Source organism: Streptomyces sp. NPDC048643, assembly GCF_040650615.1.
In the GTDB taxonomy this organism is placed as follows: domain Bacteria; phylum Actinomycetota; class Actinomycetes; order Streptomycetales; family Streptomycetaceae; genus Streptomyces.
The window spans coordinates 178,222-204,004 of sequence record NZ_JBEZHO010000008.1; the positions used below are offsets into that span (position 1 = coordinate 178,222).

Genomic DNA, 25,783 nt, shown 5'->3' on the forward strand with positions numbered 1-25,783 from the left:
CGTCGGTGGGGAGACCCGCGGACGAACCCGTACGCCAGGCGGAGGGGACCATGACCGAACTGCCCCGCATCATCAGCGTCGACGACCACGTGATCGAGCCCGCGCACCTCTTCGAGACCTGGCTGCCGCGGAAGTACCGGGAACGCGGGCCGCGGCCGCTCACCGCCGGCATCGGCGAACTCGCGTACGTCGCGGGCAAGTACCAGATCACCATGGACCCGGCAGGACCACCGACGGACTGGTGGATCTACGAGGACCTCAAGTTCCCGTACAAGCGCAACATCGCCGCCGTCGGCTTCGACCGCGACGAGATGACGCTGGAGGGCATCACCCGCGCCGAGATGCGGCCCGGCTGCTGGGACCCCGCCGAACGGCTCAGGGACATGGACCTCAACCACGTCGAGGCCAGCCTCTGCTTCCCCACCTTCCCGCGGTTCTGCGGCCAGACCTTCGCCGAGGCCCACGACAAGGAGGTCGCCCTGGCCTGTGTGCGGGCCTACAACGACTGGATGGTCGAGGAGTGGTGCGGCGACAGCGGCGGCCGGCTGATCCCGCTGTGCCTCATCCCGCTGTGGGACATCGACCTCGCGGTCGCCGAGATCCGCCGCAACGCGGCCCGCGGCGTGAAGGCCGTCACCTTCTCCGAGATCCCCACCTACCTGGGCCTGCCCTCCATCCACTCCGGCTACTGGGACCCGTTCTTCGCGGTCTGCCAGGAGACCGGCACGGTCGTGAACATGCACATCGGCTCGTCCTCGCAGATGCCGGCCGCCTCTCCCGACGCCCCACCCGCCGTTCAGGCCTCGCTGTCCTTCAACAACGCCATGGCCTCGATGATGGACTTCCTGTTCAGCGGCGTCCTGGTGAAGTTCCCGCGCCTCAAACTCGCCTACTCCGAAGGCCAGATGGGCTGGATCCCCTACGCCCTGGAACGCGCCGACGACGTCTGGTCCGAGCACCGCGCCTGGGGCGGCGTGAAGGACCTGATCCCCGAGCCGCCGTCGACGTACTACTACCGCCAGATCTTCTGCTGCTTCTTCCGCGACAAGCACGGTGTCGCGTCACTGGACGTCGTCGGCCGCGACAACGCCACCTTCGAGACCGACTACCCGCACGTCGACTCGACCTTCCCGCACACCAAGGAGGTCGCCCTCGACCACGTGAAGGGCCTCGACGACGAGACGATCCACAAGCTGATGCGCGGCAACGCCATCCGCATGCTGGACCTGGACCTGTAGTGGACCTGACGTACACGCCCGAGGAGGAGGAGTTCCGCGCCCGCCTGCGCGACTGGCTCGCCGGAGTCCTCCCCGCCCTGCCGCCGAAACCGTCCCCCGCCGACTGGCCCGCCCGCCGCGCCTACGACCTCGGCTGGCAGCGCAGGCTGTACGACGCCGGGTACGCGGGCCTGCACTGGCCCGTCGACGCCGGCGGGCAGGGCGCGACCCCGACCCAGCACCTCATCTACCTGGAGGAGACGGAGAAGGCGGGCGCCCCCTACGTCGGGGCGAACTTCGTCGGGCTGCTGCACGCCGGCCCGACGATCGCCTCCGAGGGGAACGCCGGACAGCGGGCCCGCTGGCTGCCGTCCGTGCTGCGCGGCGAGGAGGTCTGGTGCCAGGGCTTCAGCGAGCCGGACGCCGGCTCCGACCTCGCGGCGCTGCGCACGCGCGCGTGGCGGGACGGCGACGACTACGTGGTGAGCGGGTCGAAGATCTGGACGTCCCACGCGGAGGTCGCCGACTGGTGCGAACTGCTGGTGCGCACCGACCCCGACGCCCCCCGCCACCGCGGGATCACCTGGCTCGCGATGCCCATGGACGCGCCGGGCATCACCGTCCGCCCGCTGCGCACCCTCGCCGGCTCCACCGAGTTCGCGGAGGTCTTCCTCGACGAGGTGCGCGTCCCGGTCGCCCACCGCGTCGGCGCGGAGAACGACGGCTGGCGCGTGACCATGGTGACCCTGTCCTACGAACGTGGCACCGCCTTCGTCGGCGAAGTCGTCGCCTGCCGACGTGTGTTGGCCGAGGTGGCGCGCGAGGCACGGAAGAACGGCCGCTGGGACGACGCCGTGCTGCGCCGCCGTCTGGGCCGGCTGAACGCCGAGTTCCGCGCCCTGTGGCGGCTGACCCAGTGGAACGTCGGCGAGGCCCAGCGGACCGGGGGAGTGCCCGGCGTCGGGGGCTCGGTCTTCAAGCTCCGCTACTCGCACGCCCGCCAGGAGCTGTACGACGCCGCCGCCGAGGTGCTCGGCCCCGAGTCCCTCGACCCCGGCCGTGAGTGGACCCTGGACCGGCTGTCGTCCCTGTCGTACACCATCGCGGCCGGTACCTCGCAGATCCAGCGGAACATCGTGGCCGAGCGGATCCTCGGCCTGCCCCGGGGAAGGTGAACCGGCCATGGACTTCCAACTCGGCCCGGACCAGAAGGCCTTGCGACAGGGCGTACGGGAACTCCTGGAGGGCCGGTTCGGGCGGGACGCGCTGCGCGCGGCGGCCGACCGCGCCGAGACGGCGGGCGAGGACGTCCTCGACCGGGCGCTGTGGCGCGAACTCGGGACGGCGGGGTTCTTCGCCCTGTGCCTGCCCGAGGCGGCCGGCGGCGTCGGACAGGGGCTCCCGGAGGCCGTGCTGGTCTTCGAGGAGGCGGGCCGCGTCCTGCTGCCCGGCCCCCTGATCGCCACCCACCTCGCCGCGGGCGTCGTGCCCGGGGCGGCCACCGGGGAGGCCGTCGTCACGGCCGCCGGCCCCGGCCTCGTCGAATGGCTGGACGAGGCCGACGTCGTCCGCGGGGACACCGCCGGTGCCGAACCCCTGGCCGCGCTGGACCCGCTGACCCCCCTGCACCGGCTGCCCGCCTCCCCGGACCGGCCCCTCGCGGACACCCTCCTCGTCTCCCTGCTCACCGCCGCCGAACAACTCGGCAGCGCCGCCCGGACCTGCGAGACGGCCGTGCAACACGCCCGGACCCGGGAACAGTTCGGTCGGCCGATCGGGTCCTTCCAGGCGGTCCAGCATCTCTGCGCGGGGATGCTGGTCCGGGTCGAGCTGGCGCGCGCCGCCGTCTACGCCGCCGCCGTCACCGCCGACCCCACCGACGTCGCGGCCGCCCGGCTGCTCGCCGACGAGGCCGCCGTGCGCGGCGCCCGCGACTGCCTCCAGGTGCACGGCGGCATGGGCTTCACCTGGGAGTCCGACATCCATCTGCACCTGAAGAGGGCATGGATCCGGACCCACCGTGCGGGCGGGGGCACACAGAGTGAGGAAACACTCGCGGACGATCTGGTCGCCGGACCGGTCTGACGGGCCGCTGTCCTGCGGCGCCGGGAAAACGACGCGGAGGGATGTCGCGGAACGTGGCACACCGGAATCACGGAGCGTCGATATCGGGTTGTGTCCTACGCGTGACTCGTCACGGCCCGGAGTCGGCGGCGTGCTCCGGTACCTTGTGTGGGATGCGAGTGGTTCCGAGGCTGAGCCGGCCCGGTGTTGCCCCAGAGGCGGCGCCGGAGACGGCGATGCGCGCCGCTCGCGAGGCAGGACGAATCCCCGTACCTGCTTGTTCGACTCCCCGTGGCGAGCGTCGCACAGTATGCCGCACGCGTACTCCTTCGCGCTGGAATATGCCCGAAGCGCTTGTTGGGGTGACTGTACGTCAACCATGCTGTCTCGCAAGGGAATCACGTTCCGTGATCCTTGTTCTGGCCATGCAGAAAATGGCTACGATCGTGGCCCTTGTGAGGCGCGAGGCGATGTGTCCGCCGGTTCGGATGGTGTGAGCGGTGCAGGTGCTTCAAGTGCAGCTGGAGATCCGGCCCGACCCCGCAGAGGTGGGGCGGGCCCGACGGTGGGCCCGTTCTCGGCTCGCGGGTTCCGGGATAGAGGCCGACGAGCCGCTCGCCGAGACGCTGATCCTGCTCGTCTCCGAGCTCGTCACCAACGCCGTGGTGCACACCGGCTGTCCGGCCGTGCTGCGGCTGTGCCTGCCGGGCGGTGGTGAGGCCGCCACGGTTCGCCTGGAGGTCGCCGACTCCTGCGCCCGGCCGCCGATCCCCCGGCACGCCGACGGCGACGAGACGAACGGCCGCGGCCTGGAACTCGTCGACGGCCTCGCGGACCGCTGGGGCTGGAATCCCGAGGGCGCCGGCAAGCGCATCTGGTGCGAGGTGGACCGCTGTGTCTCGGGTGCCCCGTCCGGATCCGCGTACCCGGCCTACGAGGACTTCGCGTACGAGGCGGTCTAGTTCGCCCTGCCCGCCCGCGCTTTCGTGCATGTATGCACGAAAGCGCTGTACACGGCCACGGCGGCGGCCGAATGCGCCGGGCCGTGCTTCCGTGCGCGCTGGCTCATAAGGGATGTACGGGGTAAATCGTCGATCCGGTGTTGACGTGACGTGTCCGTTTGATCACGCTTGTGTTCAGCGATTCGCCGCGAGGGGACGGCGAGGGCTCCGGTGACGGGGGTCCTCGGCGAGTGCGGGTCGCGATTCGGCGTCGGCTTCTCAAGGGGCTGAGGAGCGGGGCGAGTACGCCGGAGGCGGATGGCGGCGCGCGTGCCGTGCCCGGAGCGGGGTGGGGACCCCGCGGACGGGCGCAGTCGAGAGTGGGGGAAGCGCGCCGCCAGCCGGACCTCGTGCCGGAATCGGGTGCCGGGGGAGGGGTGAGCGGTGCCGTCTACAGAAGGGCCACCGGGGCCACCGGGGTGCCGGTGCCGCCCACGAAGGGTTCCGGCATCGCCGACAGCAGGAAGGCGTACCGCTTTTCTTGTCCACAGGCTGTGGACAACTCTTCGAGATTCCAGTTCTGGCCCTGCAGCATCCCCATCTCCACCAGGTCGAGCGCGTGCACGGGCAGCCAGAGGTCCTCGATCTCGGGCGGAAAGATCTCGAAGGTGAGCGTGTCGTTGGCGACCGCCGCCACGTCGCGCGCGTGGAACCACTCCGGGGTGCGCACCGACAGGCCCGGCGAGGGATACCCGTACCCGTGCTTGTCACCCGCGAGATACACCTGGATCTGCCCGGTCCGTACGAGCGCGATGTCGCCCGCCCGCACCCGCGTGCCCGCCAACTCCTCGGCGGCCTGCAGGTCTTCCGGGGTGACCGCGTGTCCGCCGGGCAGCCGGTCCACGCCGCGCGCCCGCGCCACGTCGAGCAGGACGCCGCGCGAGACGACGTGCCGCGGCTTGTCGATCCCGCTGAACTCGGCGCCGCCGTGCGGGGTGACCGTCCCGGCCGGGCGGCCGTTGTAGAGCTTGCCCGAGTGCGACACGTGGGTCAGCGCGTCCCAGTGGGTGCCCGCCTGCAGGCCCATGGTCACCGCGTCGTCGCTGCACGCCACCGTGCCGTGCCCGAAGATCTCCTGGTTGATCTGCACCATCGCGTGCAGCGGATTGACCCGGCCCGGGATCATCCCGGTCTGCACGCCGTCCTGTTGGAGCGGCAGCGCGAGCGGCACGCGGCGTCCGCTGCGCACGGTCGCCGCCGCCCGGCGCACCACCTCGTCGGTGATCAGGTTCAGTGTCCCGATCTCGTCGTCGGCCCCCCAGCGCCCCCAGTTGTTCACGCGCTTGGCGATCTCGTGGAACTCGGCAGGCAGTGACATGAGTGCTCCCCGGGGGCTTGTCTCCAGGTATCCGACGGGTCGTAGAATCCGAGTTAAATCTAACGGACCGTCAGAAACTGCGGGAAGGGGCCGGGCGTGGGGAACTTCTTGGCGGGCAAGGTCGTCGCCGTCACGGGCGCGGGGCGGGGGATAGGCCGGGCGGTCGCCCTCGCCGCGGCCGGCGAGGGGGCACGCGTCGTCGTCAACGACTACGGGGTGTCCGTCGAGGGCGCGGAGCCCACGAGTTCGGTCGCCGAAACCGTCGTCAAGGAGATCGAGGCAGCGGGCGGCGAAGCGGTCGCGGTCGCCGACGACATCTCGACGATGGCGGGCGGACAACGGGTCGTCGACACCGCGCTGGCCGCGTACGGGCGGATCGACGGAGTGGTCTGCGTGGCCGGCATCCTGCGTGAACGCATGCTCTTCAACATGTCGGAGCAGGAATGGGACCCGGTCGTCGCCACCCACCTCAAAGGCACCTTTACCCTGTTCCGGGCCGCCTCGGCGGTGATGCGCACACAGGGGTCCGGCACGCTCATCGGGTTCACCAGCGGCAACCACCAGGGGTCGGTCGCCCAGGCCAACTACAGCGCGGCCAAGGGCGGCATCATCTCGCTGGTGCGCAGCGCGGCCCTCGGGCTGCACAAGTACGGGGTCACCGCCAACGCGGTCGCACCGGTGGCCCGTACGCGGATGTCGGCGAACGTGCCCATGGAGCTGAAGGAGATCGGCGAGCCGGAGGACGTGGCCGCGCTCGTGGTCTACCTGCTGTCGGAGCGGGCCCGCGCGGAACGCATCACCGGGCAGGTCTACACGATCGCCGGACCCAAGATCGCCGTCTGGGCCCAGCCCCGCGAACTGCGCGCCGGATACGCCGAGGGCGCCTGGACCCCGGAGCGGATCGCCGACTTCCTCCCCGGCACCGTCGGCGTCGATCCGATGCCGCTGCTGGAACAGGTGGAGGCGATGGCGCGCGCGGCGGCCGACAAGGGCCGACCCAACGCGTGAGGGAGCCCGCGGACACCAGCCGCGGCCCGGTGGGAGGAGAGCGCGTGGATTTCGCATTCGGCCCCGAGGACGAGGAGTTCCGCCGCGAGACGCGGGCCTGGCTCGCGGAGCACCTGACCGGGGCACCGGGGCGCCGCGAGTGGGAGCGGGAGCTCGGGCGGGCCGGCTGGATCGGGCTCGGCTGGGCGGAGGACGGGTACGGGAACCGGCGCGCCGGTCTCACCCGGCAGGTCGTGTGGGCCGAGGAGTACGCCCGCTCGAAGGCACCCCCGCGGTCCGGACACATCGGTGAGAACCTCCTCGCCCCCACCCTCCTGGCGCACGGGACACCGGAACAGAAGCGCCGCTTCCTGCCCCCGGTCGCCCAGGGCCGGGAGCTGTGGTGCCAGGGCTACAGCGAGCCCGGCGCGGGCTCCGACCTGGCGGGGATCCGGACAACCGCCGTGCGGGGAACGGATGACGAGGCCGGCTCCGTGTCTCCGGCCGCCGGCACGGACTCCGCGCCGCCGTCCGCCGTGCGGGAGACGGGGGCGCCCTCGGGCGTGTACCGCGTCACGGGGCAGAAGATCTGGACCTCGCTCGCCCACGAGGCCGACTGGTGCTTCGTGCTCGCCCGGACCGAACAGGCCTCCACCCGCCACCACGGCCTGTCCTTCCTCCTCCTGCCCATGGACCAGCCGGGCCGCGTCGAGGTCCGGCCGATCCGCCAGATGACCGGCACCAGCGAGTTCAACGAGGTGTTCTTCGACGGTGCCGTCGCCCGCGCCGAGCACGTGGTGGGCGGGGCCGGCAACGGCTGGCGCGTCGCCATGAGCCTGCTCGGATTCGAGCGCGGGGTCTCCACCCTCGCCCAGCAGATCGGCTTCGCCGAGGAGTTGGGGAGCGTCCTGCGGACCGCCGTCGCGACCGGCGCCGCCACGGACCCCGTCGTACGCGACCAGCTCGTGCGCCTGTGGTCCGAGTTGCGCACCATGCGCTGGAACGCCCTGCGTACGCTTGGCGGTTCGGGTGAGCCGGCGGACGGGGCGGCACCCAGCGCGGCGAAGCTCCTGTGGGCCGGCTGGCACCGCCGGCTCGGTGAACTGGCCGTGCGGGTACGGGGGCCGGGCGCGGCGGTCGGTCCCTCGGACTGGTCGCCGGAAGCACCGTACGAACTGGACGCGGCGCAGCACCTGTTCCTGTTCAGCCGGGCCGACACGATCTACGGCGGCTCGGACGAGATCCAGCGCACGATCATCGCCGAGCGCGCGCTCGGCCTGCCGAAGGAACCCAGGGGCTAGCCACCGCGTGCCCGGCACGGCCCAGGAACGGCACAGCCCGGGGACGGCCCGGGAAGAGGGGAGCTGGCGCGATGCGAGGCGTGATCTTCGACGGGAAGCGGACCGAGGTCGTGGACGACCTGGAGCTGCGGGACCCGGGGCCCGGGGAGGTGCGGGTGGCGGTCTCCGCGGCGGGACTCTGTCACAGCGACCTGTCCGTGGTGGACGGCACCATCCCCTTCCCCGTCCCCGTGGTCCTCGGCCACGAGGGCGCGGGCGTGGTGGAGGCCGTCGGCGCGGGCGTCACCCATGTCGGGCCCGGCGACCACGTGGCGCTGTCCACGCTCGCCAACTGCGGGGCCTGCGCCGAGTGCGACCGGGGCAGGCCCACGATGTGCCGCAAGGCGATCGGCATGCCGCAGCGGCCGTTCAGCCGGGCCGGGCAGCCGCTGTACCAGTTCGCCGCCAACTCCTCCTTCGCCGAACGGACGGTGGTGAAGGCGGTGCAGGCGGTCCGGATTCCCGAGGGCATCCCGCTCACGTCGGCCGCGCTCATCGGCTGCGGGGTCCTCACCGGGGTCGGGGCCGTGCTCAACCGGGCACGGGTCGACCGCGGCGACACCGTCCTCGTCATCGGCACCGGCGGTATCGGCCTCAACGTCATCCAGGGCGCGCGGATCGCGGGCGCCCTGCGGATCGTCGCCGTCGACTCCAACCCGGAGAAGGAGGCGGTGGCCCGCCGGTTCGGTGCCACCGACTTCCTGACCTCCACCGACGGGGTGAAGGACATCCTGCCCACCGGCGCCCAGCACGCCTTCGAGTGCGTCGGACGCGTCGAGCTGATCCGGCAGGCGATCGACCTGCTCGACCGGCACGGCCAGGCCGTCCTCCTTGGAGTGCCCCCGGCGACCGCCGAGGCGTCCTTCCTCGTCTCCTCCATGTACCTGGACAAGTCCATCCTGGGCTGCCGCTACGGCTCGTCCCGCCCGCAGCGCGACATCGCCCTGTACGCCGACCTGTACCGCGCGGGACACCTGTTGCTCGACGAGCTGGTCACCGCGACGTACCCGGTCGAGGACTTCGAGCGGGCCGCCGAGGACGCGCACGCCGGAAAGGTGGCGCGGGCGGTGCTCACGTTCTGACCGGCGCCCCGCCGGGGGCGTCCGGACCTCGGACCCGCGCGGGCGCGACGCAGGGCCGCCCGCCCGGCCGCGGGTCGTGCCTCACACCCGGGCCGCCGCGGCGGCGCTCTCCCCGTCCCCGTCCCCGTCCCCGCTCCCGACCCCGGCGCCCGACCGGAACGTGCGCCGGTAGGCGGTGGGGGTGACACCGAGGGTGGCCTGGAGGTGCTGGCGCATCGACTGGGTCGTGCCGAACCCGGCGTCGCGGGCCACCTGGTCGATGGACAGACCGCTTGACTCCAGCAGGTGCCGGGCGTGTTCGACGCGCTGCCGGGTCAGCCACTGTCCGGGGCTCACGCCGACCTCCTCGCGGAACCGCCGGGTGAAGGTGCGCACCGACATGGACTCCTGCTCGGCCATGTCGCGGAGCTGGATCGGCTCGTGGAGACGGCCGAGCGCCCAGGCGCGCGCGGTCGTCGTGCCGGCCGACTGCGCCTCCGGGACGGGCCGCTGGACGAACTGCGCCTGGCCGCCGTCCCGGTGCGGCGGGACGACGGTGCGGCGGGCCACGTCGTTGGCGACGGCCGCGCCGTGGTCGCGGCGCACGATGTGCAGGCACAGGTCGATCCCGGCGGCGACCCCGGCCGAGGTCAGCACGTCCCCGTCGTCGATGAACAGCACGTCCGCGTCCACGCGGATCTTCGGGAAGAGCCGCTGGAAGTGCTCGGCGTGCATCCAGTGCGTGGTGGCCGGGCGGCCGTCGAGAAGGCCGGCCGCGCCCAGCACGTAGCCGCCGGTGCAGATGGAGACCAGCCGGGTGCCGGGGCGGAGGTGGGTGAGGGCGGCGGCCAGCTCGGGGGTCAGGACGCCGTACCGCTCGACGGGGCCGAGTTCGTGCGACGCCGGGACGACCACCGTGTCGGCGGTGGCGAGCGCCTCGGGTCCGTGGGCGACCAGCACCTCGAAGTCGGCGTCCGTGGTGACCGGGCCCGGCGGCCGGGCCGAGCAGGTGACCACCTCGTACAGCGACGTCCCGGCACTGTCCCGCGCCTTGCCGAAGATGCGCTGGGGGATGCCCAGCTCGAAGGGGAGCAGGCCGTCGAGGGCGAGGACGACGACACGGTGCGGGCGGAACGTTCCCGAAGGGGCCATGGCCCGATCCTAGCGAATGCTGTCCTTCGGGCCAGTGGTCCGGCCCGTTCCGTTGCCCGAAGCTCGAGGACGTGACAGAGACAAGCGAAGCCGCACCCGTCGCGGAGGACGCCCGGCCCGTCCGCCCTGCCGCCGAGCACCGCATCCACCGCGCGTGGTTCGTCGCCGCCGTCACCTTCGTGACGATCATCGGAGCGGCGGCCTTCCGGTCGCTGCCGGGACTGCTGATCGACCCGCTGCACGCCGAGTTCCAGTGGTCGCGCGGCACCATCGGACTCGCCGTCTCCATCAACCTCGCGCTCTACGGGCTCACCGCGCCGTTCGCCGCGGCCCTGATGGACCGCTTCGGCATCCGCCGCGTCGTCGCCGTCGCGCTGACCGTGATCGCCGTCGGCTCCGGCCTCACCGTGTGGATGACGGCGGCCTGGCAACTGCTGCTCTGCTGGGGCCTGCTGGTGGGCCTCGGCTCCGGCTCGATGGCGCTCGCCTTCGCCGCGACCGTCACCAACCGCTGGTTCACCGAGCGCAAGGGCCTGGTGACGGGCATCCTCACGGCGGCCTCGGCCTCCGGCCAGCTGATCTTCCTGCCGGTGCTGTCCTGGATCGTCACCGAGCACAGCTGGCGTCCGGCCGCGGTCACCGTCGCCCTCGCCGCCCTCGCGGTCGTCCCCTTCGTCTGGCTGCTGCTGCGCGACCACCCCGCCGACGTGGGCCAGAAGCCGTACGGCGCCACGGAGTTCGTGCCGAAGCCCGAGCCGGTGCGCGGAGCCGCCCGGCGCACGATCGGCGTGCTGTCGTCCGCCGTCCGCACCGGCCCCTTCTGGCTCCTCGCCGGCACGTTCGCGATCTGCGGCGCCTCGACCAACGGCCTCGTCCAGACGCACTTCGTGCCCGCCGCCCACGACCACGGCATGCCCATCACGGCCGCCGCCTCGCTCCTCGCGGTCATCGGCGTCTTCGACGTGGTCGGCACGATCGCCTCGGGCTGGTTCACCGACCGCTTCGAGCCGCGCCGCCTGCTGGCCGTGTACTACGCCCTGCGCGGCGTCTCGTTGCTCTTCCTGCCGATGCTGCTCGCCCCGAGCGTGCACCCGCCGATGATCTTCTTCATCGTCTTCTACGGCCTCGACTGGGTCGCCACCGTCCCGCCCACCCTGGCCCTGTGTCGCGAGCAGTACGGCGAGGACAGCGCCATCGTCTTCGGCTGGGTCCTCGCCTCCCACCAGGTCGGCGCCGCTCTCGTCGCCTTCCTCGGCGGTGTCGCCCGCGACCGCTTCGGCTCCTACGACGTGGTCTGGTACGCCTCGGGCGCGCTGTGCGCGGTGGCGGCGCTGATGGCGCTGGTGATCCGGCGCAACCGCCCGGCCGCCGCGCGGAAGGTGAGGGTGGCGCCCGCGACCGCCTGACCGGGCGGTTCGGGTCAGCTCAGGAACCGCCCCTTGTGGAACAGCAGGGGCGGTACGCCGTCGCCGGCCCCGCCCGTGCCGAGCGCGTCCACCCGGCCCACCACGATCAGATGGTCCCCGCCGGTGTGCACCGCGTGGACCGTGCAGTCGATCCACGCCGCCGCGCCCGCGAGGCGCGGGGAGCCGGAGGCGGGGGCGGCGTCGTGCTCGACCCCGGCGAACTTGTCGGCGCCGCTCACCGCGAAGCCCCGGCACAGGTCCCCCTGGTGCGCCCCGAGGACGTTCACGCAGAAGACCCCGGCGCGGGCGATGCGCGGCCAGGTCGTCGACGTACGGCCGACCATGAAGCAGATCAGCGGCGGGTCGAGGGAGAGGGACGCGAAGGACTGGCAGGCGAAGCCCGCCGGGTCCCCGTCGCCGGAGGCCGGTGCCGTCACCACCGTGACACCGGTCGCGAAGTGCCCGAGGACCCGTCGGAACTCCGCCGGGTCGACGGGCGCGCGTTCGTCGTCGCCGACCGCGCGCAGAACCGGGCGCGGCAGCGCCTCGACGGGCCCCGCGACGGTGGGGGCCCCGGCCGACCTGAGGTAGCGGACGGCGGCGGCGGCCATCCCTGCGTGTCCCATCACACCAGCCATTGAAGCTGACGGTGCGTCAGATTGGAAGGGGTGCGGAGCCGCGGTGACGGGGTGCCGCGGGGCCGGCCCGGTCGGCGCGGACGGGGTGACGTCCGGGCGAGGCCCACCCGTCGGCCGCGCACCCGCCGCCCCGTATCTTTCGCCCCATGGGGTGGGCAGAGTCCGGGGCGCCCGCGCGTTCCCGGCCGCGATGGGACGGCGCCGAGGTGAACCTCGCGGCGGCGGTCTGCGCGGCGCAGGCCGCGGCCGTCACCGCCGTGTCCTGGGTCGGCACGTTCGACGACGACGACCACGGCGTCGGGTCCGGCGGCGCTCTCGCCGCCGTCGGCCTGCTGTGCGTGCTGGTGTTCGGCCCCGCGCTCCTCGCCGCCCTGGGCACCCTGCACGCCGCGGCCGTCACGATGCCGGCGGCCTCCGCCGCCCGGTTCGCGGCCCGCCGCACCTCCGTCCCCGAGGCCGGCTGGCACGTGGCGTCCGCCCTCTCGCTCGGCGCGTTCTGGGCCGTGCTCGCCGTCGCGCTCGGCGGCCTTTCCGCCACCGGCGCCCCGGCGCTGCTGATCGCCGGGTCCGGGGTCCTGCCCTCCCTGGCCGTCGCCCACGTGCGGCGACGCGAGCGGCGCACCGGACGCCCGCCGAGCGGCCGACGCGTCTGGCTCCGCGCCGCGCTCGCGGCCCTCGGGGCGTGCGTCCTGATCGCCGGTGCGGGCGCGGTGGGCCTGGCCACGGGACTCATCCGGGAGTACGAGCCCCCGAAGCTCGGCGCCGACCGGCTCGCCGGTGTCTGGCGCGGCGACCACGGGGCCGTGCTGCGGCTGGGTCCCGGCGGCCGGGCCCGGCTCACCCGGGTGCCCGCCCAACCCGAGTTCGAGGACGTCACCACGCGGGAGTTCACGCGCTGCGACGGTACCGGCCGCTGGTTCCTCGACACCGGGGGCCGCTACGACCCGTACGCCGACGGGGGCACCTCCCGACAGCGGGACGGAGTCGTCGTCCGCGTCGCCGACTGCGGCCACGACACGTACTGGACGATCGGCGGCACCGCCGCCCGCCCCGAACTCTTCGTCCTCTTCGGCGACCCCGACTCGGGCGACCTGCGCATCCTGCGACGGGACTGACGGGACTGACGGGACTGACGGGACTGACGGGACTGACGGGACTGACGGGACTGACGGGACCGGACTGTGCGGGACCGGACCGGCGTGCGCGCGGCCGGGGCGGGTCCGGTCAGCGGCCCTCGTAGCGCGGGGTCCGCCGTTCCACGAAGCTCGCGACGCCCTCGGTGGCGTCCGCCGTCGTCATGTTGATCTCCTGGGCCGCGGCCTCGGCGGCGAGGGCCGCGGTGCGGTCGGTGTCGAGTGAGGAGTTGACGAGCTGCTTCGTCAGCGCCAGGGCACGGGTCGGCCCGGTGGCGAGCCGCTCGGCCCACGCGCGTGCGGTCTTCTCCAACTCCTGCGCCGGTAGAACCCTGTTGACCAGACCGATCCGCTCCGCGTCCGTGGCGCTCAGCGCGTCGCCGAAGAACATCAGCTCCTTGGCCCGCTGCGGACCGATCAGCCGCGGCAGTAGGTAGGCCCCGCCGCCGTCCGGTACGAGGCCGCGGCGCACGAACACCTCGATGAACCGGGCCGGTTCGGCCGCCAGGACGAGGTCGCACGCGAAGGCGAGGTGCGCGCCGATCCCGGCCGCCGTGCCGTTGACCGCCGCGATCACCGGCTTCTCGCAGTCGAGGACGGCGCCGATCAGCCGCTGCGCGCCCAGCCGGATGGTCCGGGCGACGTCGCCGGCGACCCGGGCCCCCGACGGCGGACCTCCCCGCAGGTCGGCGCCCGCGCAGAACCCGCGGCCGGTCGCCGTGATCACCACCGCCCGCACCCCCGGGTCGGCGGACGCGTCCGCGAGCAGCGCGATCACCCGCTCCCGCTGGTCCCAGGTGAGCGCGTTCATCGCCTCGGGCCGGTCCAGGGTGATCCACGAGACGGCGTTGTCAGTGGTGTGCCGTATCACTGAGTCGAGGGGCTTTTCGGCTGGTTCGGGGGAATCGGCCGGTTCGGTGGTGCCTGCGGACTCCGTGGAGACACGGGGCGCGGCGCCGGACGCACGGGGGGAGACGGGCGTGAGGGAGTCGGACGCGGGGGGTTCGGGCGTACGGGAGTCGGTCACGGGGCTGCTCCGTTTCGTACGGGGGTGTTCACGCGGTCGGCCGGGGCTCCGGTGGCGTTCAGCGGCACACCACCAGGGCGTCCAGGGCCACCGCCCCCTGTCCGCGGGGCAGCACCATCAGCGGGTTGATGTCCAGCTCGGAGATCTCGTCGCCGAGTTCGAGCGCCATCCGCTGTACCCGGACGACGACCTCGACCAGCGCGTCCACGTCCGCCGGCGGGGCTCCGCGCACCCCGTCGAGCAGGGCCCGGCCGCGCAGCTCCGACAGCATGGCCCGCGCCTGGTCGTCACCGAAGGGCGGCACGCGTACGGCGGCGTCCCGCAGCACCTCGACGAGCACCCCGCCGAGCCCGACGGTCACGGTCGGCCCGAAGAGCTGGTCGTGCGTCACCCCGACGACCATCTCGACGCCCCGCTCGACCATCTGGCACACGAGGACACCGTCCAGCGGCAGCCCCTCGTAGCGGGCGATGTCGGTCAGCTCGCGGTAGGTGTCACGCACCTGGCTGGCGGAGGTCAGCCCGATCTTCACGAGGCCGAGTTCGGTCTTGTGGGCGAGCTGCGCGCCGGACGCCTTCATGACCACCGGGTAGCCGACCTGGCTCGCCGCGCGCACCGCCGCCGCCGCGCTGGTCACCAACTGCTCGCGCGGCACCCGGATCCCGTACGCGCGCAGCAGCTGCTTGGCCGCGTGTTCGCTCAGCTGGTGACCCGGGCGCATCAGGGCCTGCGCCTTGCGGAAGGACGGCGAGGGGGTGCGCGGGGCCTCGTCGAAGGGCGAGCGGTACGCGGCGGTGAACCGCGCGTGGTCCAGGTGGGCGCGGACGGCGGTGATGCAGTTGGCGAAGGTGCGGAAGGTCGCGACCCGGGACGAGCCGAGCAGCGTCGTGCGGTAGGCGTCCTCGGTGCCGACCGGCGACCCCCACACCACGCACACCAGCTTGTCCGTCTGCTCCGCCGCGTCCACCAGGTCCTGCGCCAGCTTGTCGCTCATCGGCGGGAAGGGTCCAGTGATGGGGCAGATCAGCACGCCGACGGCCGGGTCGGCCAGGAGCGCGTCGATGATCTTCCGGCCGCGCCAGTCGCCGACGGGGTGGCCGCCGTTGTCGACCGGGTTCGCGACGTTCAGGTAGTCCGGTATCCACGTGTGCAGTTCGGCCTGCTTGGCGTCGGACAGCACGGGCAGGTCGAGGCCCGCCGCGCTGGCCAGGTCCGCGAAGTGCGCGCCCGTGCCGCCCGAGATCGAATAGACCACCACCCCGTCGGCCCGCGGAGCCCGGGCGCGGGCCAGCAGGGCGGCGGTGTCCTGGAGTTCGTCGAGTCCGTCGACGCGGATCACGCCGTACTGCCGCATCGCCGCGTCCACCACCGCGTCGGCGCCGGTCAGTTTGCCGGTGTGCGAGGCGGCGGTGCGGGAGCCGGTCTCGGTGCGGCCGACCTTGACCGCGACGACGGGCACCTTGCGCCGGGCGGCACGGTCGGCGGCGAGCAGAAAGGAACGGCCGTCCTTGAGGCCCTCGACGTAGCAGGCGATGGCACCGACCTCGGGCCGTTCGGCGAAGTAGGAGATGAAGTCGGCGGTCTCCAGGTCGGCCTCGTTGCCGGTGGGCGCCCAGTGCGAGAGACGGACGCCGAGCTGCTGCATCGCGAACACCGGGCGCCCCTGGTGGCCGGACTGGGTGATCAGGGCGACCGCGGGGCCCTCCAGGTCGTCGCGGAAGTGCTCGAAGGCGTTCAGGTTGGTGTTCGGCCCGAGCAGCCGCAGCCCGGAGCGGCGCACGGCGGCGGCGAGCCGGGTCTGCGCGGCGGCGCCCTCGTCCCCGGTCTCGGCGAACCCGGAGGCGAAGGCGACCGCGAACCGTACCTTCGCCTCGGCGAGTTCCTCGATCACCGGGAGGGGGTCGGCCACCAGCAGTACCGCCAGGTCGACCTGCTCGGGCAGGTCCGCGACGGAGGGGAGGCAGGGCAGGCCGAAGACGGACCCGCGGGTGGGGTGCACGGGGTGCAGCCGGGCGCCGACCCGCTCGGCCCAGCCGATCAGCTGCCGGGTGATCCCCGTGTTCGGCCGGCCCTCCGTGTCGGAGGCGCCGATCACGGCCACCGACTCGGGCCGGAAGAACCGGTCCAGGTCGGGTGCGTCGGCGTACAGCGGGCGCCCGCTGACGTCCAGGTCGTCGACCTCGGCCGGCCGGCCGTGCACGACCGGCGACGGTTGCTCGCCGCAGGCGATGACCCGGGCCCGGCGGGAGTCGGTGGTGAGGGTGCCGTGGGTTGATCCAAGCATCGGTCCGCCCGCTCCTGTGTGACAGCCAACTGATAACTGACGCACTGTCAGATTACGTAACTGACGCCGTGTCAGGAATAGTTGTGCAGGCAAAGGCTCGGAGCGCGGATCAGGGGTGGGTTCCCGGCGCGCGGTTTCCGCACGGGTCCTCGTCGGTCGGGTGAGGTCGGTCGTGGTGTTCCGCCAGGTGGTCGGCGAGCCTTTCCACGGCGCTCGTGGCCGCCCCGGGGGTGATGGTGTTCGTGTAGACGCCGACGACGATCGCCCCGCCCGTCCTGGCCGCGACCACGCCGTCAGGGCCCTTCCTGCCGTGCAGGGACCGGGCGTCCGCCTTGATCGTCAGGTGCGTCCCGCCGTTGACGCCGATTCCCGAGGTGAAGGCGGCCGCCGGGTCCTCGAAGCCGTTGAGCAGGGTCTCCCGCTCGGCGTCCGAGACCGTGAAACCCGGCGAGGCGGCCCAGGTCGACCACGCGGCGCGGTCCGTCCCGAGGATGGCGCCCTGCGTCAGACCGGCTCCCAGGATGTCCCTGTCCACGTACGACTGCCACGCATCCATAGGTCTCCTCGTGAACGGGATGGGACGCACGACCACGATCGGCTCCCGCGGTCGCCGCGGGTTCAGGCCGACACCGCGCGCAGGGTGAGGCCGAGGCCGACGATCACGACCAGGAGGGCGGTCGCCGTGGGGCCGAGGCGGGTGAGTGCGCGAACGGCGCGGTGGCGGCTCTCGGACGGGGACTTCATGCGGCTTTCCAGACGTTCGCGCAGGCGCACGAGGAGAAGGCCGACGAGGGTGAGCGTCGCGGCCATGCCGAGGCCGTAGGCGAAGACCAGGAGCACGCCGAAGGCGGTACGGCCGAGGGCTACGGCGCCGAGGAGGACGACGAGTGCGGACGGGCTGGGGACGAGGCCGCCCGCGATGCCCATCCCGATGAGGCCGCCCCGGCCGGTGCGATGCGGTGGTGCGGTGGAGTGGTGGGCCGTGTCGGTGGACGGGCTGTCCGCCGGTTCCACGAGTGTGGCCACGCCCGCGCCCGTCGGCTGCGGTGCACGGCGCTGGGGGATCTGCGGGAGCTGTGTTCCGGGGCTGGGGGTGTGACCGGTGGCGCCGTGGTCGTGGCCGTCGGACTCGTGACCGTCGTGACCGTGACGGCTACGGCCGGGGTGGTGACCGCTGTTCGCGTCGCCGTGGTGGTGATGGCCGTGGGCCGCGCCGTGATGGTGGTGGTGACCGTGAGGGGGCTTGTCGCGGAGGGCGGAGGTGAGGAGCCAGAGTCCGATGCCGGTGACGATCAGGCCGCTTGCCGCTCCGAGCATGTTCAGGACGGTCTCGCCGGCCAGATGCGTGGCGGCCGGGAGGGCGAGGCCCAGGACGAGCACGCCCGCGGTGTGGGTCAGCGTGACGGTGGCGCCTACGGTGATCGCGTCCCGTCGGGTTCCGCGACGGCCGGCGAGGTACGACGCCATGATCGTCTTGCCGTGGCCCGGGAGGACGGCGTGCGAGGCGCCGAGGACGAAGGCCAGCAGAAGCGCCAGCAGCCCGATGGGGACGGTGAGTTCACGGCTGCCGACCAGTGAGTCGAAGACGGCCGACGTCGCCCCGAGAGCCCGACTGAGCCAGCCGGTTCCCGGCAGGACGGTGCGGCCGGGGGCCGCCGCGGGGCCGGCGCCGGGCGTGGTGTGCATCCGGGCGGTGCGCTGGTCGAGCGGACCGGCCGCAGGGTCGCGGGGGTAGTGGCGCAGTTCGTCGGTGGGGGAGACGGCGGGCAGGCCGGTGCCGGTGGTCCGGACGCCGTGGCCCTGGACGGTCATCTCGCGCCAGCCGATGCGCTGGGTGTCGTAGGCGGTGCGGACGTCGACGTCGGTGGGGCGGGAGAGGTCGGCGGCCGCGGTGAAGGCGCAGGTGAGGCGGCTGGTCCTGAGGCCGGCCTGGCCGGGTTCGTACGTCATCCCGGCCGAGACGGTCGACCAGAGGACGGGGGTTCCCGCCACGGACGTGTGAAGTTGCCGGCCGAGCGAGGCGCAGGACGCCCCGGCGTACGTGCGCCTCTCGCCGGGGGAGACGGTGCCGTCGTGGTCGGCGTCGACCTCGGCGCGTTCCTGGAGCGTCGAGATCTCCGCGCGGTCGACGACCACCTCGGCGTCGAGACGGTCGGGACGAAGGCTGAGTCCCGTGTGGTAGTTGACGGTGAAGTTGCCCAGGGGGTGGGCCGGCGCGGCGCCGGCCGAAGGGAGGCCGACCGCGCCGGCCAGGGCGACAAAGGCTGCTGTGAGCGCGGCGCGCCGCACGGTGTGGGTCATGGAGTCTCGTCGATCCGCTGGAGCAGGGCACGTGCCGTGGCCGCGTGCAGAGGGTGGAAGTGCGGCTCGGTGCGCAGCGCCGCCTCGAGGTCCGAGCGTGCCGCGGTGTCGTCGCCGAGGGCGTGCCGGATGACCGCGCGGTGATACCGGAAGAGCGCGCTGCGGGTGCCGAGGGCGAGAGCCTGATCGGCCTGTCGGAGCGCTTCCCCGTCACGGCCGGCCCGGTGCAGGGCCCAGGCGCAGGCGTCGTGCACCGCGATGAACGGCCTTGCTCTCAGGGCTTCCTGGGCCATCGTGACCGCGCGTGCGGGACTTCCGTGGTCGGCTTCGAAGAGGATCGCGTCCGTGTCGGCGGGGGTGCGGCCGGTCCGGCGGATGGTCTCCTGCCCGCGCAGGACGGCGTACTGGGCCTCGGCCTGTTCCCGGTGCCCCAGCGACTGCTGGAGTTCGCCGAGTCCGAGGAGGTAGTGCGGGAGCGGTGCGACGGCGATCGCGGCCTGATAGTCGCCGACGGCCTGCCGCGTCCGTCCCAGCGCTGCCCGGGCACGCGCGCGGGCTTCGAGGAGGGCCGAGTCGCCCGGCGCGTTCCGCAGTCCGGTCTCGGCCTCCCGCAACGCCCGGCGGGTGTCGCCGGTCTGCAGGGCCAGGGTGGACAGGACGGTGTGGGCGAAGGAGCGTTCACCGGTGGTCGAGGCGGCGTCCAGCGACCGCCGCATGAGGGTGACGGCCTGGTCGGTCCTGCCGCGCAGCTCGAAGGTGTACGAGGCGCGGGCGAGGGCGGGCGCGTCGGGACGCAGGTCGTTCATGCGCTGGACGGCCCGGTAGGAGGCGGGGTACTGGCCGAGTTGGGTGTAGGCGTCGGCGAGCACCCCGTAGGCGACGGAGCTGTACGGGTCCGTCGCGGTGGCCCGCCGGGCCCAGGCGAGCGCGGTGGGGAAGTCGTGGCGGGCCGCCGCGAGGGCGCCCATGCCGATCTGCGCGTTGGTGTTGTCGTCGCGTTGCTCGGCCAGCGAGCGGCGCAGTGCCTTCTCGGCGCGATCGTAGGTCGCCGGGTCGGCGGTGGTGCGGGCCTGCTGGACGTAGGACATGCCGAGGGCCGCCCACGCGCCCGCGTCCTTCGGCGTCTTGCGTACCCGGGCCTGGAGGGCGCCGAGTGAGCCCCTGGCCGGTGCGGTGCGCGGGCCGGACCGCGCCGTGGTGTTTCCGTCCGGCGCCAGACCGATGGCTCCGGCGGTGAACAGGGCCGCGCCGAGCGTCAGCGCGACGACGGCGCTGCGGACCCGGCTGCCGGACCGCGTCGGGCCGGGTGTGGAGGTGTGGTCGTGCATGAGGGCTCCCTGCTGATGAGCCGGTGCCCGGCCCGCGTGGCGGGACGGGCACCGGCGAGATGCCTCGTGACGGGAGGCGTCAGCTGGTCTTGTTCCGGCGACGCAGTCGCCAGCCGCCGACGCCCAGCATCAGGGAGCCCAGAACGCCGGCACCGGCCGCGCTGGGGGTCTTCAGCGACGACTGGCGCGTCTCGCTGCCACCGGGGCCGCTGTTCACGGACTTGGTGTGCGGGAGCGCCAGGTAGGGGAACGACGTGCCGAACGGCACCTCGTTGGCGTCGACCTTGTCGCCGTCGGCCAGCGCGGGGACGAGCGTCCCGGTCTGGGCCGCGCCCTCGACGGCCTGCAGCGAGATGTCGATGACGTCGTCGGTGAGACGACGGCCGTTGGGGAAGCCGGCCAGGTCACCCGCGAGCACCCCGTACCGCTGGGGGTTCGCGGTGGCGGGCACGCCCATGTTCAGGCGCAGTTCCTCGGCGGGCACGATCCGCCGCGGGCTCGCGTCCTTGTTCAGCCGGTGCGCGTTGAGGTCGGCCTTGATGGGGCCGCACGCCTTGCAGATGCCGGTCAGGTAGATGTCGGCGAGGTCGTTGCGAGGCGTGGCGGGCGCCGGGATCCCGTAGACCTTCTGGATCAGCTTGGGCAGGATCGGGTCGTAGACCTTGTCCACGACCGGTTTCACGGTGCGGTCCTGGTCCGGGTTGAGGGTGTTGAAGGCGTCCTTGTACTTCAGCGGGACGACGACCTCGTTGACCAGCGGGTTGCCCAGCCGGGACACCTGGCGCCACGTGTCGTGCCGGGTGCGGGAGTCGGAGATCTGCACGCCCTTGCGGTCGGTCGTGGACCAGACGCCGATGACCGGGTTGCGGGAGCTGTTGCCCCTGAGGGCGAGCTGCTTCTTGGGGATCTGCAGCGCGACGGAGTTCACGTTGTACCCGGCCAGGGTGTCCTGGCCCCGCTCGGACAGGTTGCCGCCGTAGAGCAGGTCGAAGACGCGGAGGTCGGCGAAGAACGGGTCGTCGGCCTGGCCGGCGAACGTCTTGCCGCCGCCGGCGAGCGGGCTCACAGCCTGGTTCCGCAGCGCGCCGTAGTTCGGCATGGAAGCCGGACCCACCCGCGACGGCGCCACCGGCACGTTGGCCTTGATGGTCCTGCTCCGGCCGTTCTTGGTGACGACCAGGTCGTAGACCTGACGGAAGTTCAGGTCCGGGTCGGTGAGCGAGGTGACCTGGCCGGTGTTGTAGAGGAACTGGTTGGCGGCGTCCCGGACCTGGTTGCGGAAGTGCCAGGTGTAGGTGAGGTCGGCCTTGCCGTCACCGTCGTTGTCGATCTTGATGTTGTAGCGGGCGTCGTCCGCGAAGGCGTAGAAGTTCGGGCCGCCGTTGGGCTCCTCGAACGGGATCCAGTTCGCGACGAAGGTGACGCTGTCGGACTTGTCGCGGCTGGTGAACGCGTAGACGTCGGTGTTGTCCGCCCGCGGGTCACCGGCGATGAGCGGCGCCTCGCGGTGGCTGGACGCCTCGCTGACGCCGGGCGCCAGGCTCAGGACGCTCACCGCGCACGCCAGGGCGCCGGTGCCGAGCACGAGCAGGGAGTGGTCCAGGACGCGTCGCGAACGCGGCCCGGTGGTCGTTGCCTTCACAGAGTTCCTTCCGGACACAGGCCCCCGCCTCGCGCCGTGCGGCGGAACAGGGGGCATGGGTGAGGTGGCACTGACGGTCGGCACCGCGGCGAGAGAACTCGCACTGTCCAGGACGGCAGGAAAGGCAACGGGGACTGCCGGCCAGGGACACACCACCACGCATCGCTGCGCAAGCCGCAGGAAAGCACGCCGAGCACCCCGGAGGTTCGCACCGGTTCCCCCGAGGCCGCGTCACCTGGCCCACCCTCACGGAGAATTCACAGGTGGGAGGGGGGTCGGCGGACCGGGAACCGCCCGGGATTCCGACACCGACACGGTGGAGCCCCTTAGGCCGTACGGGGAGGCGCGACCCTGTTGCCATCGATGGGCCATGGGCTTACGGGACGGATCGGTTGCCGTGAGGAGTCCGCCTCCGCGGGCGTGCGTCGGCCCCCCTGACGCGGCGGAGTCCTTCCGCCGGTCGGATCGCGGCGGGGTCGTTGCGGGTGGCGGTGCCGAATCCGCCACCCGCACGAGTCCCCGTGAACGCGGCCTCGGCCGAGGCGACGTACTGCGCCGCCTCGACCGGGCCACGGGGACCGTCCAGTCCGCGCCACCCCGTCAGCGGCGGTGGACTGGAGATCTCGGGCCTTCACCGGAGATGCCAACGTGCGGCGTGCGAAGTCTGGGCACGGCCGACGGGCCCCACCTTCGACGGGCCCTCGTCGATGACTCCGGTACGGCACGCGCGGCGGATTGGCCACGAGCCCGTGATTCGCCCGTTCGGACGACCCGCCCGCCGCCCGGCCCGCGCACGGGCACCGGGGCTGCGCGGGCCCGGGTGGCTCGGTCGCCACCGGTCTCTCCACCGTCGCGCCCGCATGCGTGGTCCCGGCGCGGGTACCCGAAACCGCCGGAACGCTCCGCCCGGAGCCCGGAATCTGTGAGGAGTCGCCTTGTCCGCCTCTCTGGTCGAAACCGTCGATGTCCAGGCCCCCGTCTCCGTCTCATGGGCACTGTGGAGCGACGTCACCCGGTGGCCGGCCTTCCTGAGTCACGTGCGCCGGGTCGACAGGCTCGACGGACAGCAATTCGCCTGGCAGCTCCAACTGCCGGGCGCCGACAAGAACTTCGTCGCGGAACTCACCGAGGTGGTCCCGGAGGACCGCATCGCCTGGCACACCGTGGAGGGCGTCGAACACGCCGGAGTGGTCACCTTCCACCGGCTGAGCGACACGACCAGCCGCGTCACCGTGCAGATCGAGTACGACCCGAAGGGCTTCGTCGAGAGGCTCGGCGCGCTCACCAACCTTGACTCGACGCTCGCCAACTACGACCTCGGCGAGTTCCAGAAGCTGGCGGAGCTGACGGCGGCCTCCTGACCGGCCCCGCGCGGCGGTGGCGCCCCGCCTGCCGATGTCAGGCGGGGGCCGTGGGCCGTGGGCCGTCACAGGGCGGCCAGGATCCCCTTCGCGACGCGTTCGCCGGAGCGGACGGCGCCGTCCACGCAGCCGTCCCAGGAGGTGGAGGTCCCGGTACCCGCCCGGTGGATGCCGCCGCGGGGCCTGCGCAGGGCCGGGCCGTATCCGGTGAGGACGCCCGGCGGGGCGTAGGCGACCGGACCGCCGCGGGAGGTGGCCGCGTCGTCCCACCGCTGGAGCACCGGGGGAGTTGGCGGCGCGGATCCGCCCGGCGCGGCCCACGCCGCCGCGCGGCGGCACTCGGGGCGTGCGGGGCGGTGCGCCGCACGCCGGGGTCCGGGTGGAGGGGTGGGCGGCTCAGCCGGCGTCGGCGGCGGTCTTCCGGCGTCCGGAGGTGTGCCGGGCGACCGCCTTCGCGATCTTCTCGGCGTCCAGGGCGAGTTCGCGGAACATGCCGCTGATCGGGTTGGTGAACCCGGTGAAGTACAGGCCGGGCGCGCTCTTCGGGGTGCGCGCGCCGTGCACGGCCGGACGGCCACGGCCGTCGAGCACACCGAGGTGCCCGACGAGGCCCTCCAGGGCGCGGTCGTATCCGGTCGCGGCGATCACGGTGTCCGGGCCGATCCGGTCGCCGTCCGCGAGGACCACCTTGCCGTCCTCGAACCCCTCCACCGCGGCCACGACCTCGACCTTCCCCTTGCGGACGGCGTCGATGAGGCCGACGTCCTGCACCGGGATCGATCCCTCGTTGACCCGGGAGTAGAGCCCGATGTCCGGCCGGGGCAGGCCCTGCGCGGCCAGGTCGGGAACGCTCAGCTTCGCCATCGGACCGGCGAGCGCGTCCACCAGACGCACCGGGAGACGTCGTACGGCGATCCCCGTGAACTGCGCCGCCCAGCCGGCCGTGGAGCGCCGGACGATGTGCGGCGCGGTGCGCACCGAGAGCCGTACGCGCTCGGCCCCGCCCTCGACCAGGTCCACGGCGATCTCGGCGCCCGTGTTGCCGGCGCCGACGACGAGGACGTCGCGGCCGGCGTGCGGCGCGGGGTTGCGGTACTCGCCGGCGTGCAGCAGCTCACCGGTGTACGTGTCGCGGCCGGGCCAGTCGGGGATGCGCGGGGTGTGGTTGTAGCCGGTGGCGACGACCACGGCGCTGCCGGTCAGCTCCCGGCCGCCGGTGGCGTGCAGCAGCCAGCCGTCGCCGCCCGGGGCGGGCTCGACGCGTGAGACCTCGACGCCGGTGACGATCTCCAGCTGGTGGTGCTCGGCGTACTTCTCCAGGTAGCGGACCACGTTGTCGCGCGACACCCAGCGTCCGAACCTGCGCGGCATCGGGAGCCCCGGAAGCGCCGAGAGCCGCCGGGTGGTGTGCAGGTGGAGCCGGTCGTAGTGCCGTCGCCAGGACGCGCCGACCTGGTCCGACTTCTCCAGCACGACGGCCCGTACACCCCGGGCGCGCAGCGCGTGGGCCGCGGCGAGTCCGCCGGGGCCGCCCCCGATCACGTACACGGGGCGGTCCTCGTGGGACGGCACCGGGCGGGATGTCGTGGAAGCAGTCGAGTCGGCCATGTGCGCGAGCGTAATCACGACTTCGGTTGATAGGTCTCGGTCAAGACCGGAATCGGTTGCGAACTGATCACGGCTGGTGGAGGAGGGGGTGCGGCCGGTGGCGTAGGTCACCTCATCGGGGCGGGAGAGGGCGCGAGGCGGTGATCGTGGCAGGTGGGGGCGGGGGGCCGCGGGCCGGGTGCGGGCGACGGGGGTCGCGGCCGGTGCGCCTTCGCCGGCGGGCGGATCCGCCGCGCGTGCGGCTGCGCGCGGACGGCGAACCGCGCGGCCGAACTCGCCCCGCCCGCACCGGTGTCCACGTCACGTCCCTTGCGCGCGCGCACCCGGAACACCGAAACTGACGTACCGTCAGATGAGGTGGTCGGATCGGGCTTCGGCCGGCCGCATCCACGGCTTTCCGCGGGAGGTTGCTCCATGGACACGATCTGGCTCGGCGGGGCGGAGTGGCTGGCCGTGCTGCGGATCGGCCTCGGGCTGTGGTGGCTGGAGAGCTGGCGGCACAAGGACAGGAAGGGCTGGTTCGAGCGGGGGACCGGCATCGCGTGGGCGGCGGACGTCGCGCACAAGCACCGGTGGAGCGCGGTGGGTTCGGGCTTCGACACCGTCGTCGCCCCGCGCCCACGGGCGATGGCGTACGTCGTCGTGTACGCCGAACTGGCCCTGGGCCTCGGCCTGGTGGCCGGACTCCTCACCCCCGTCGCCCTGATCGCGGGCCTGCTCCTCAACCTCCTCTACTTCACGCTGATGATCCACGACTGGGCGGAGCAGGGGCAGAACGCGATGATGGCGCTGATCTCGGTCGTCGCGCTGTTCGGGATGGCCTGGCAGACCTGGTCGCTGGACGACGCGCTGGGACTGTTCCGATGAGCGGGCCGCGTACGGGGCGGGGCGGGACGGAGCCCGCGGGGACCGCCG

22 protein-coding genes are annotated in these 25,783 nt (G+C 73.1%); 11 read left to right on the forward strand and 11 right to left on the reverse strand.

All coding sequences use genetic code 11. From position 1 onward, the window contains the following. Positions 1-50: 50 nt before the first annotated feature. The 4 genes from AB0C62_RS11130 to AB0C62_RS11145 all read left to right on the forward strand — a co-directional run bounded on the left by AB0C62_RS11130 (position 51) and on the right by AB0C62_RS11145 (position 4,243). Entirely contained in the window at positions 51-1,238 is a 1,188-nt protein-coding gene (locus tag AB0C62_RS11130; RefSeq protein ID WP_362971770.1) for an amidohydrolase family protein, read from the forward strand. Then, a complete protein-coding gene (locus AB0C62_RS11135) occupies positions 1,238-2,392 on the forward strand; it encodes an acyl-CoA dehydrogenase family protein (RefSeq protein WP_362971772.1) in 1,155 nt (384 codons plus the stop codon). The genes AB0C62_RS11130 and AB0C62_RS11135 overlap by 1 nt, the downstream gene beginning before the upstream one ends. A gap of 7 nt (positions 2,393-2,399) precedes the next feature. After that, on the forward strand, positions 2,400-3,302 hold the full coding sequence (locus AB0C62_RS11140) for an acyl-CoA dehydrogenase family protein (RefSeq protein ID WP_362971774.1): 903 nt from the start codon (positions 2,400-2,402) through the stop codon (positions 3,300-3,302). A 479-nt stretch (positions 3,303-3,781) separates the two neighbouring features. Next, the gene (locus tag AB0C62_RS11145) at positions 3,782-4,243 is read left to right on the forward strand and encodes an ATP-binding protein (protein ID WP_362971776.1); all 462 of its coding nucleotides are present in this window, start codon (positions 3,782-3,784) and stop codon (positions 4,241-4,243) included. A gap of 430 nt (positions 4,244-4,673) precedes the next feature. Here AB0C62_RS11145 and AB0C62_RS11150 read toward each other — a convergent pair whose 3' ends face one another. Next, positions 4,674-5,600: a cyclase family protein gene (locus tag AB0C62_RS11150; RefSeq protein WP_362971778.1), complete on the reverse strand. Its 927-nt coding sequence runs from the start codon at positions 5,598-5,600 to the stop codon at positions 4,674-4,676. Positions 5,601-5,696: 96 nt separating this feature from the next. Between AB0C62_RS11150 and AB0C62_RS11155 the strand changes: the two genes are divergently transcribed. From AB0C62_RS11155 to AB0C62_RS11165, 3 genes are all read left to right on the forward strand, one after another. After that, positions 5,697-6,608 carry an SDR family NAD(P)-dependent oxidoreductase gene (locus tag AB0C62_RS11155; protein WP_362971780.1) on the forward strand — a complete coding sequence of 304 codons (912 nt, stop codon included), beginning with the start codon at positions 5,697-5,699 and terminating at the stop codon, positions 6,606-6,608. A 44-nt stretch (positions 6,609-6,652) separates the two neighbouring features. Continuing rightward, entirely contained in the window at positions 6,653-7,888 is a 1,236-nt protein-coding gene (locus AB0C62_RS11160; RefSeq protein ID WP_362971782.1) for an acyl-CoA dehydrogenase family protein, read from the forward strand. Positions 7,889-7,959: 71 nt separating this feature from the next. Continuing rightward, positions 7,960-9,009, forward strand: a complete 1,050-nt coding sequence (locus AB0C62_RS11165) for a Zn-dependent alcohol dehydrogenase (protein WP_362971784.1) — start codon at positions 7,960-7,962, stop codon at positions 9,007-9,009. A gap of 81 nt (positions 9,010-9,090) precedes the next feature. Here the strand turns inward: AB0C62_RS11165 and AB0C62_RS11170 are convergent, their stop codons facing one another. Then, positions 9,091-10,140, reverse strand: a complete 1,050-nt coding sequence (locus AB0C62_RS11170; RefSeq protein WP_362971786.1) for a helix-turn-helix domain-containing protein — start codon at positions 10,138-10,140, stop codon at positions 9,091-9,093. 71 nt (positions 10,141-10,211) lie between these two features. Here AB0C62_RS11170 and AB0C62_RS11175 point away from each other — a divergent pair, with 71 nt between their 5' ends. Continuing rightward, positions 10,212-11,546 (forward strand): MFS transporter, encoded by a 1,335-nt coding sequence (locus AB0C62_RS11175; protein ID WP_362971788.1) that lies wholly within the window; start codon positions 10,212-10,214, stop codon positions 11,544-11,546. Between the two features lie 14 nt (positions 11,547-11,560). Here AB0C62_RS11175 and AB0C62_RS11180 read toward each other — a convergent pair whose 3' ends face one another. After that, the gene (locus tag AB0C62_RS11180; RefSeq protein ID WP_362971874.1) at positions 11,561-12,172 is read right to left on the reverse strand and encodes a flavin reductase family protein; all 612 of its coding nucleotides are present in this window, start codon (positions 12,170-12,172) and stop codon (positions 11,561-11,563) included. Positions 12,173-12,330: 158 nt separating this feature from the next. Here AB0C62_RS11180 and AB0C62_RS11185 point away from each other — a divergent pair, with 158 nt between their 5' ends. Continuing rightward, positions 12,331-13,299, forward strand: a complete 969-nt coding sequence (locus tag AB0C62_RS11185) for a hypothetical protein (protein ID WP_362971790.1) — start codon at positions 12,331-12,333, stop codon at positions 13,297-13,299. 109 nt (positions 13,300-13,408) lie between these two features. Here the strand turns inward: AB0C62_RS11185 and AB0C62_RS11190 are convergent, their stop codons facing one another. The 6 genes from AB0C62_RS11190 to AB0C62_RS11215 form a co-directional block, all read right to left on the reverse strand. Continuing rightward, positions 13,409-14,188 (reverse strand): enoyl-CoA hydratase-related protein, encoded by a 780-nt coding sequence (locus AB0C62_RS11190; RefSeq protein ID WP_362971876.1) that lies wholly within the window; start codon positions 14,186-14,188, stop codon positions 13,409-13,411. 214 nt (positions 14,189-14,402) lie between these two features. Next, entirely contained in the window at positions 14,403-16,628 is a 2,226-nt protein-coding gene (locus AB0C62_RS11195) for an acetate--CoA ligase family protein (RefSeq protein ID WP_362971792.1), read from the reverse strand. 109 nt (positions 16,629-16,737) lie between these two features. Continuing rightward, positions 16,738-17,184 (reverse strand): profilin, encoded by a 447-nt coding sequence (locus tag AB0C62_RS11200; protein WP_362971794.1) that lies wholly within the window; start codon positions 17,182-17,184, stop codon positions 16,738-16,740. Positions 17,185-17,246: 62 nt separating this feature from the next. Further along, positions 17,247-18,929 carry a sulfite exporter TauE/SafE family protein gene (locus AB0C62_RS11205; protein WP_362971796.1) on the reverse strand — a complete coding sequence of 561 codons (1,683 nt, stop codon included), beginning with the start codon at positions 18,927-18,929 and terminating at the stop codon, positions 17,247-17,249. After that, on the reverse strand, positions 18,926-20,257 hold the full coding sequence (locus AB0C62_RS11210; RefSeq protein ID WP_362971798.1) for a tetratricopeptide repeat protein: 1,332 nt from the start codon (positions 20,255-20,257) through the stop codon (positions 18,926-18,928). The genes AB0C62_RS11205 and AB0C62_RS11210 overlap by 4 nt, the downstream gene beginning before the upstream one ends. A 79-nt stretch (positions 20,258-20,336) precedes the next feature. Beyond that, positions 20,337-21,899 (reverse strand): DUF4331 domain-containing protein, encoded by a 1,563-nt coding sequence (locus tag AB0C62_RS11215; RefSeq protein WP_362971800.1) that lies wholly within the window; start codon positions 21,897-21,899, stop codon positions 20,337-20,339. A 935-nt stretch (positions 21,900-22,834) separates the two neighbouring features. Between AB0C62_RS11215 and AB0C62_RS11220 the strand changes: the two genes are divergently transcribed. Next, a complete protein-coding gene (locus tag AB0C62_RS11220) occupies positions 22,835-23,260 on the forward strand; it encodes an SRPBCC family protein (protein ID WP_362971802.1) in 426 nt (141 codons plus the stop codon). 65 nt (positions 23,261-23,325) lie between these two features. On the opposite strand, the gene AB0C62_RS11225 is transcribed toward AB0C62_RS11220, so the two are convergent. After that, a complete protein-coding gene (locus AB0C62_RS11225) occupies positions 23,326-23,541 on the reverse strand; it encodes an FAD-dependent oxidoreductase (RefSeq protein WP_362971804.1) in 216 nt (71 codons plus the stop codon). Between the two features lie 115 nt (positions 23,542-23,656). Then, a complete protein-coding gene (locus tag AB0C62_RS11230; RefSeq protein ID WP_362971806.1) occupies positions 23,657-24,868 on the reverse strand; it encodes an NAD(P)/FAD-dependent oxidoreductase in 1,212 nt (403 codons plus the stop codon). A 414-nt stretch (positions 24,869-25,282) separates the two neighbouring features. Here AB0C62_RS11230 and AB0C62_RS11235 point away from each other — a divergent pair, with 414 nt between their 5' ends. Further along, positions 25,283-25,735, forward strand: a complete 453-nt coding sequence (locus AB0C62_RS11235; RefSeq protein ID WP_362971808.1) for a DoxX family protein — start codon at positions 25,283-25,285, stop codon at positions 25,733-25,735. Positions 25,736-25,783: the final 48 nt, after the last annotated feature.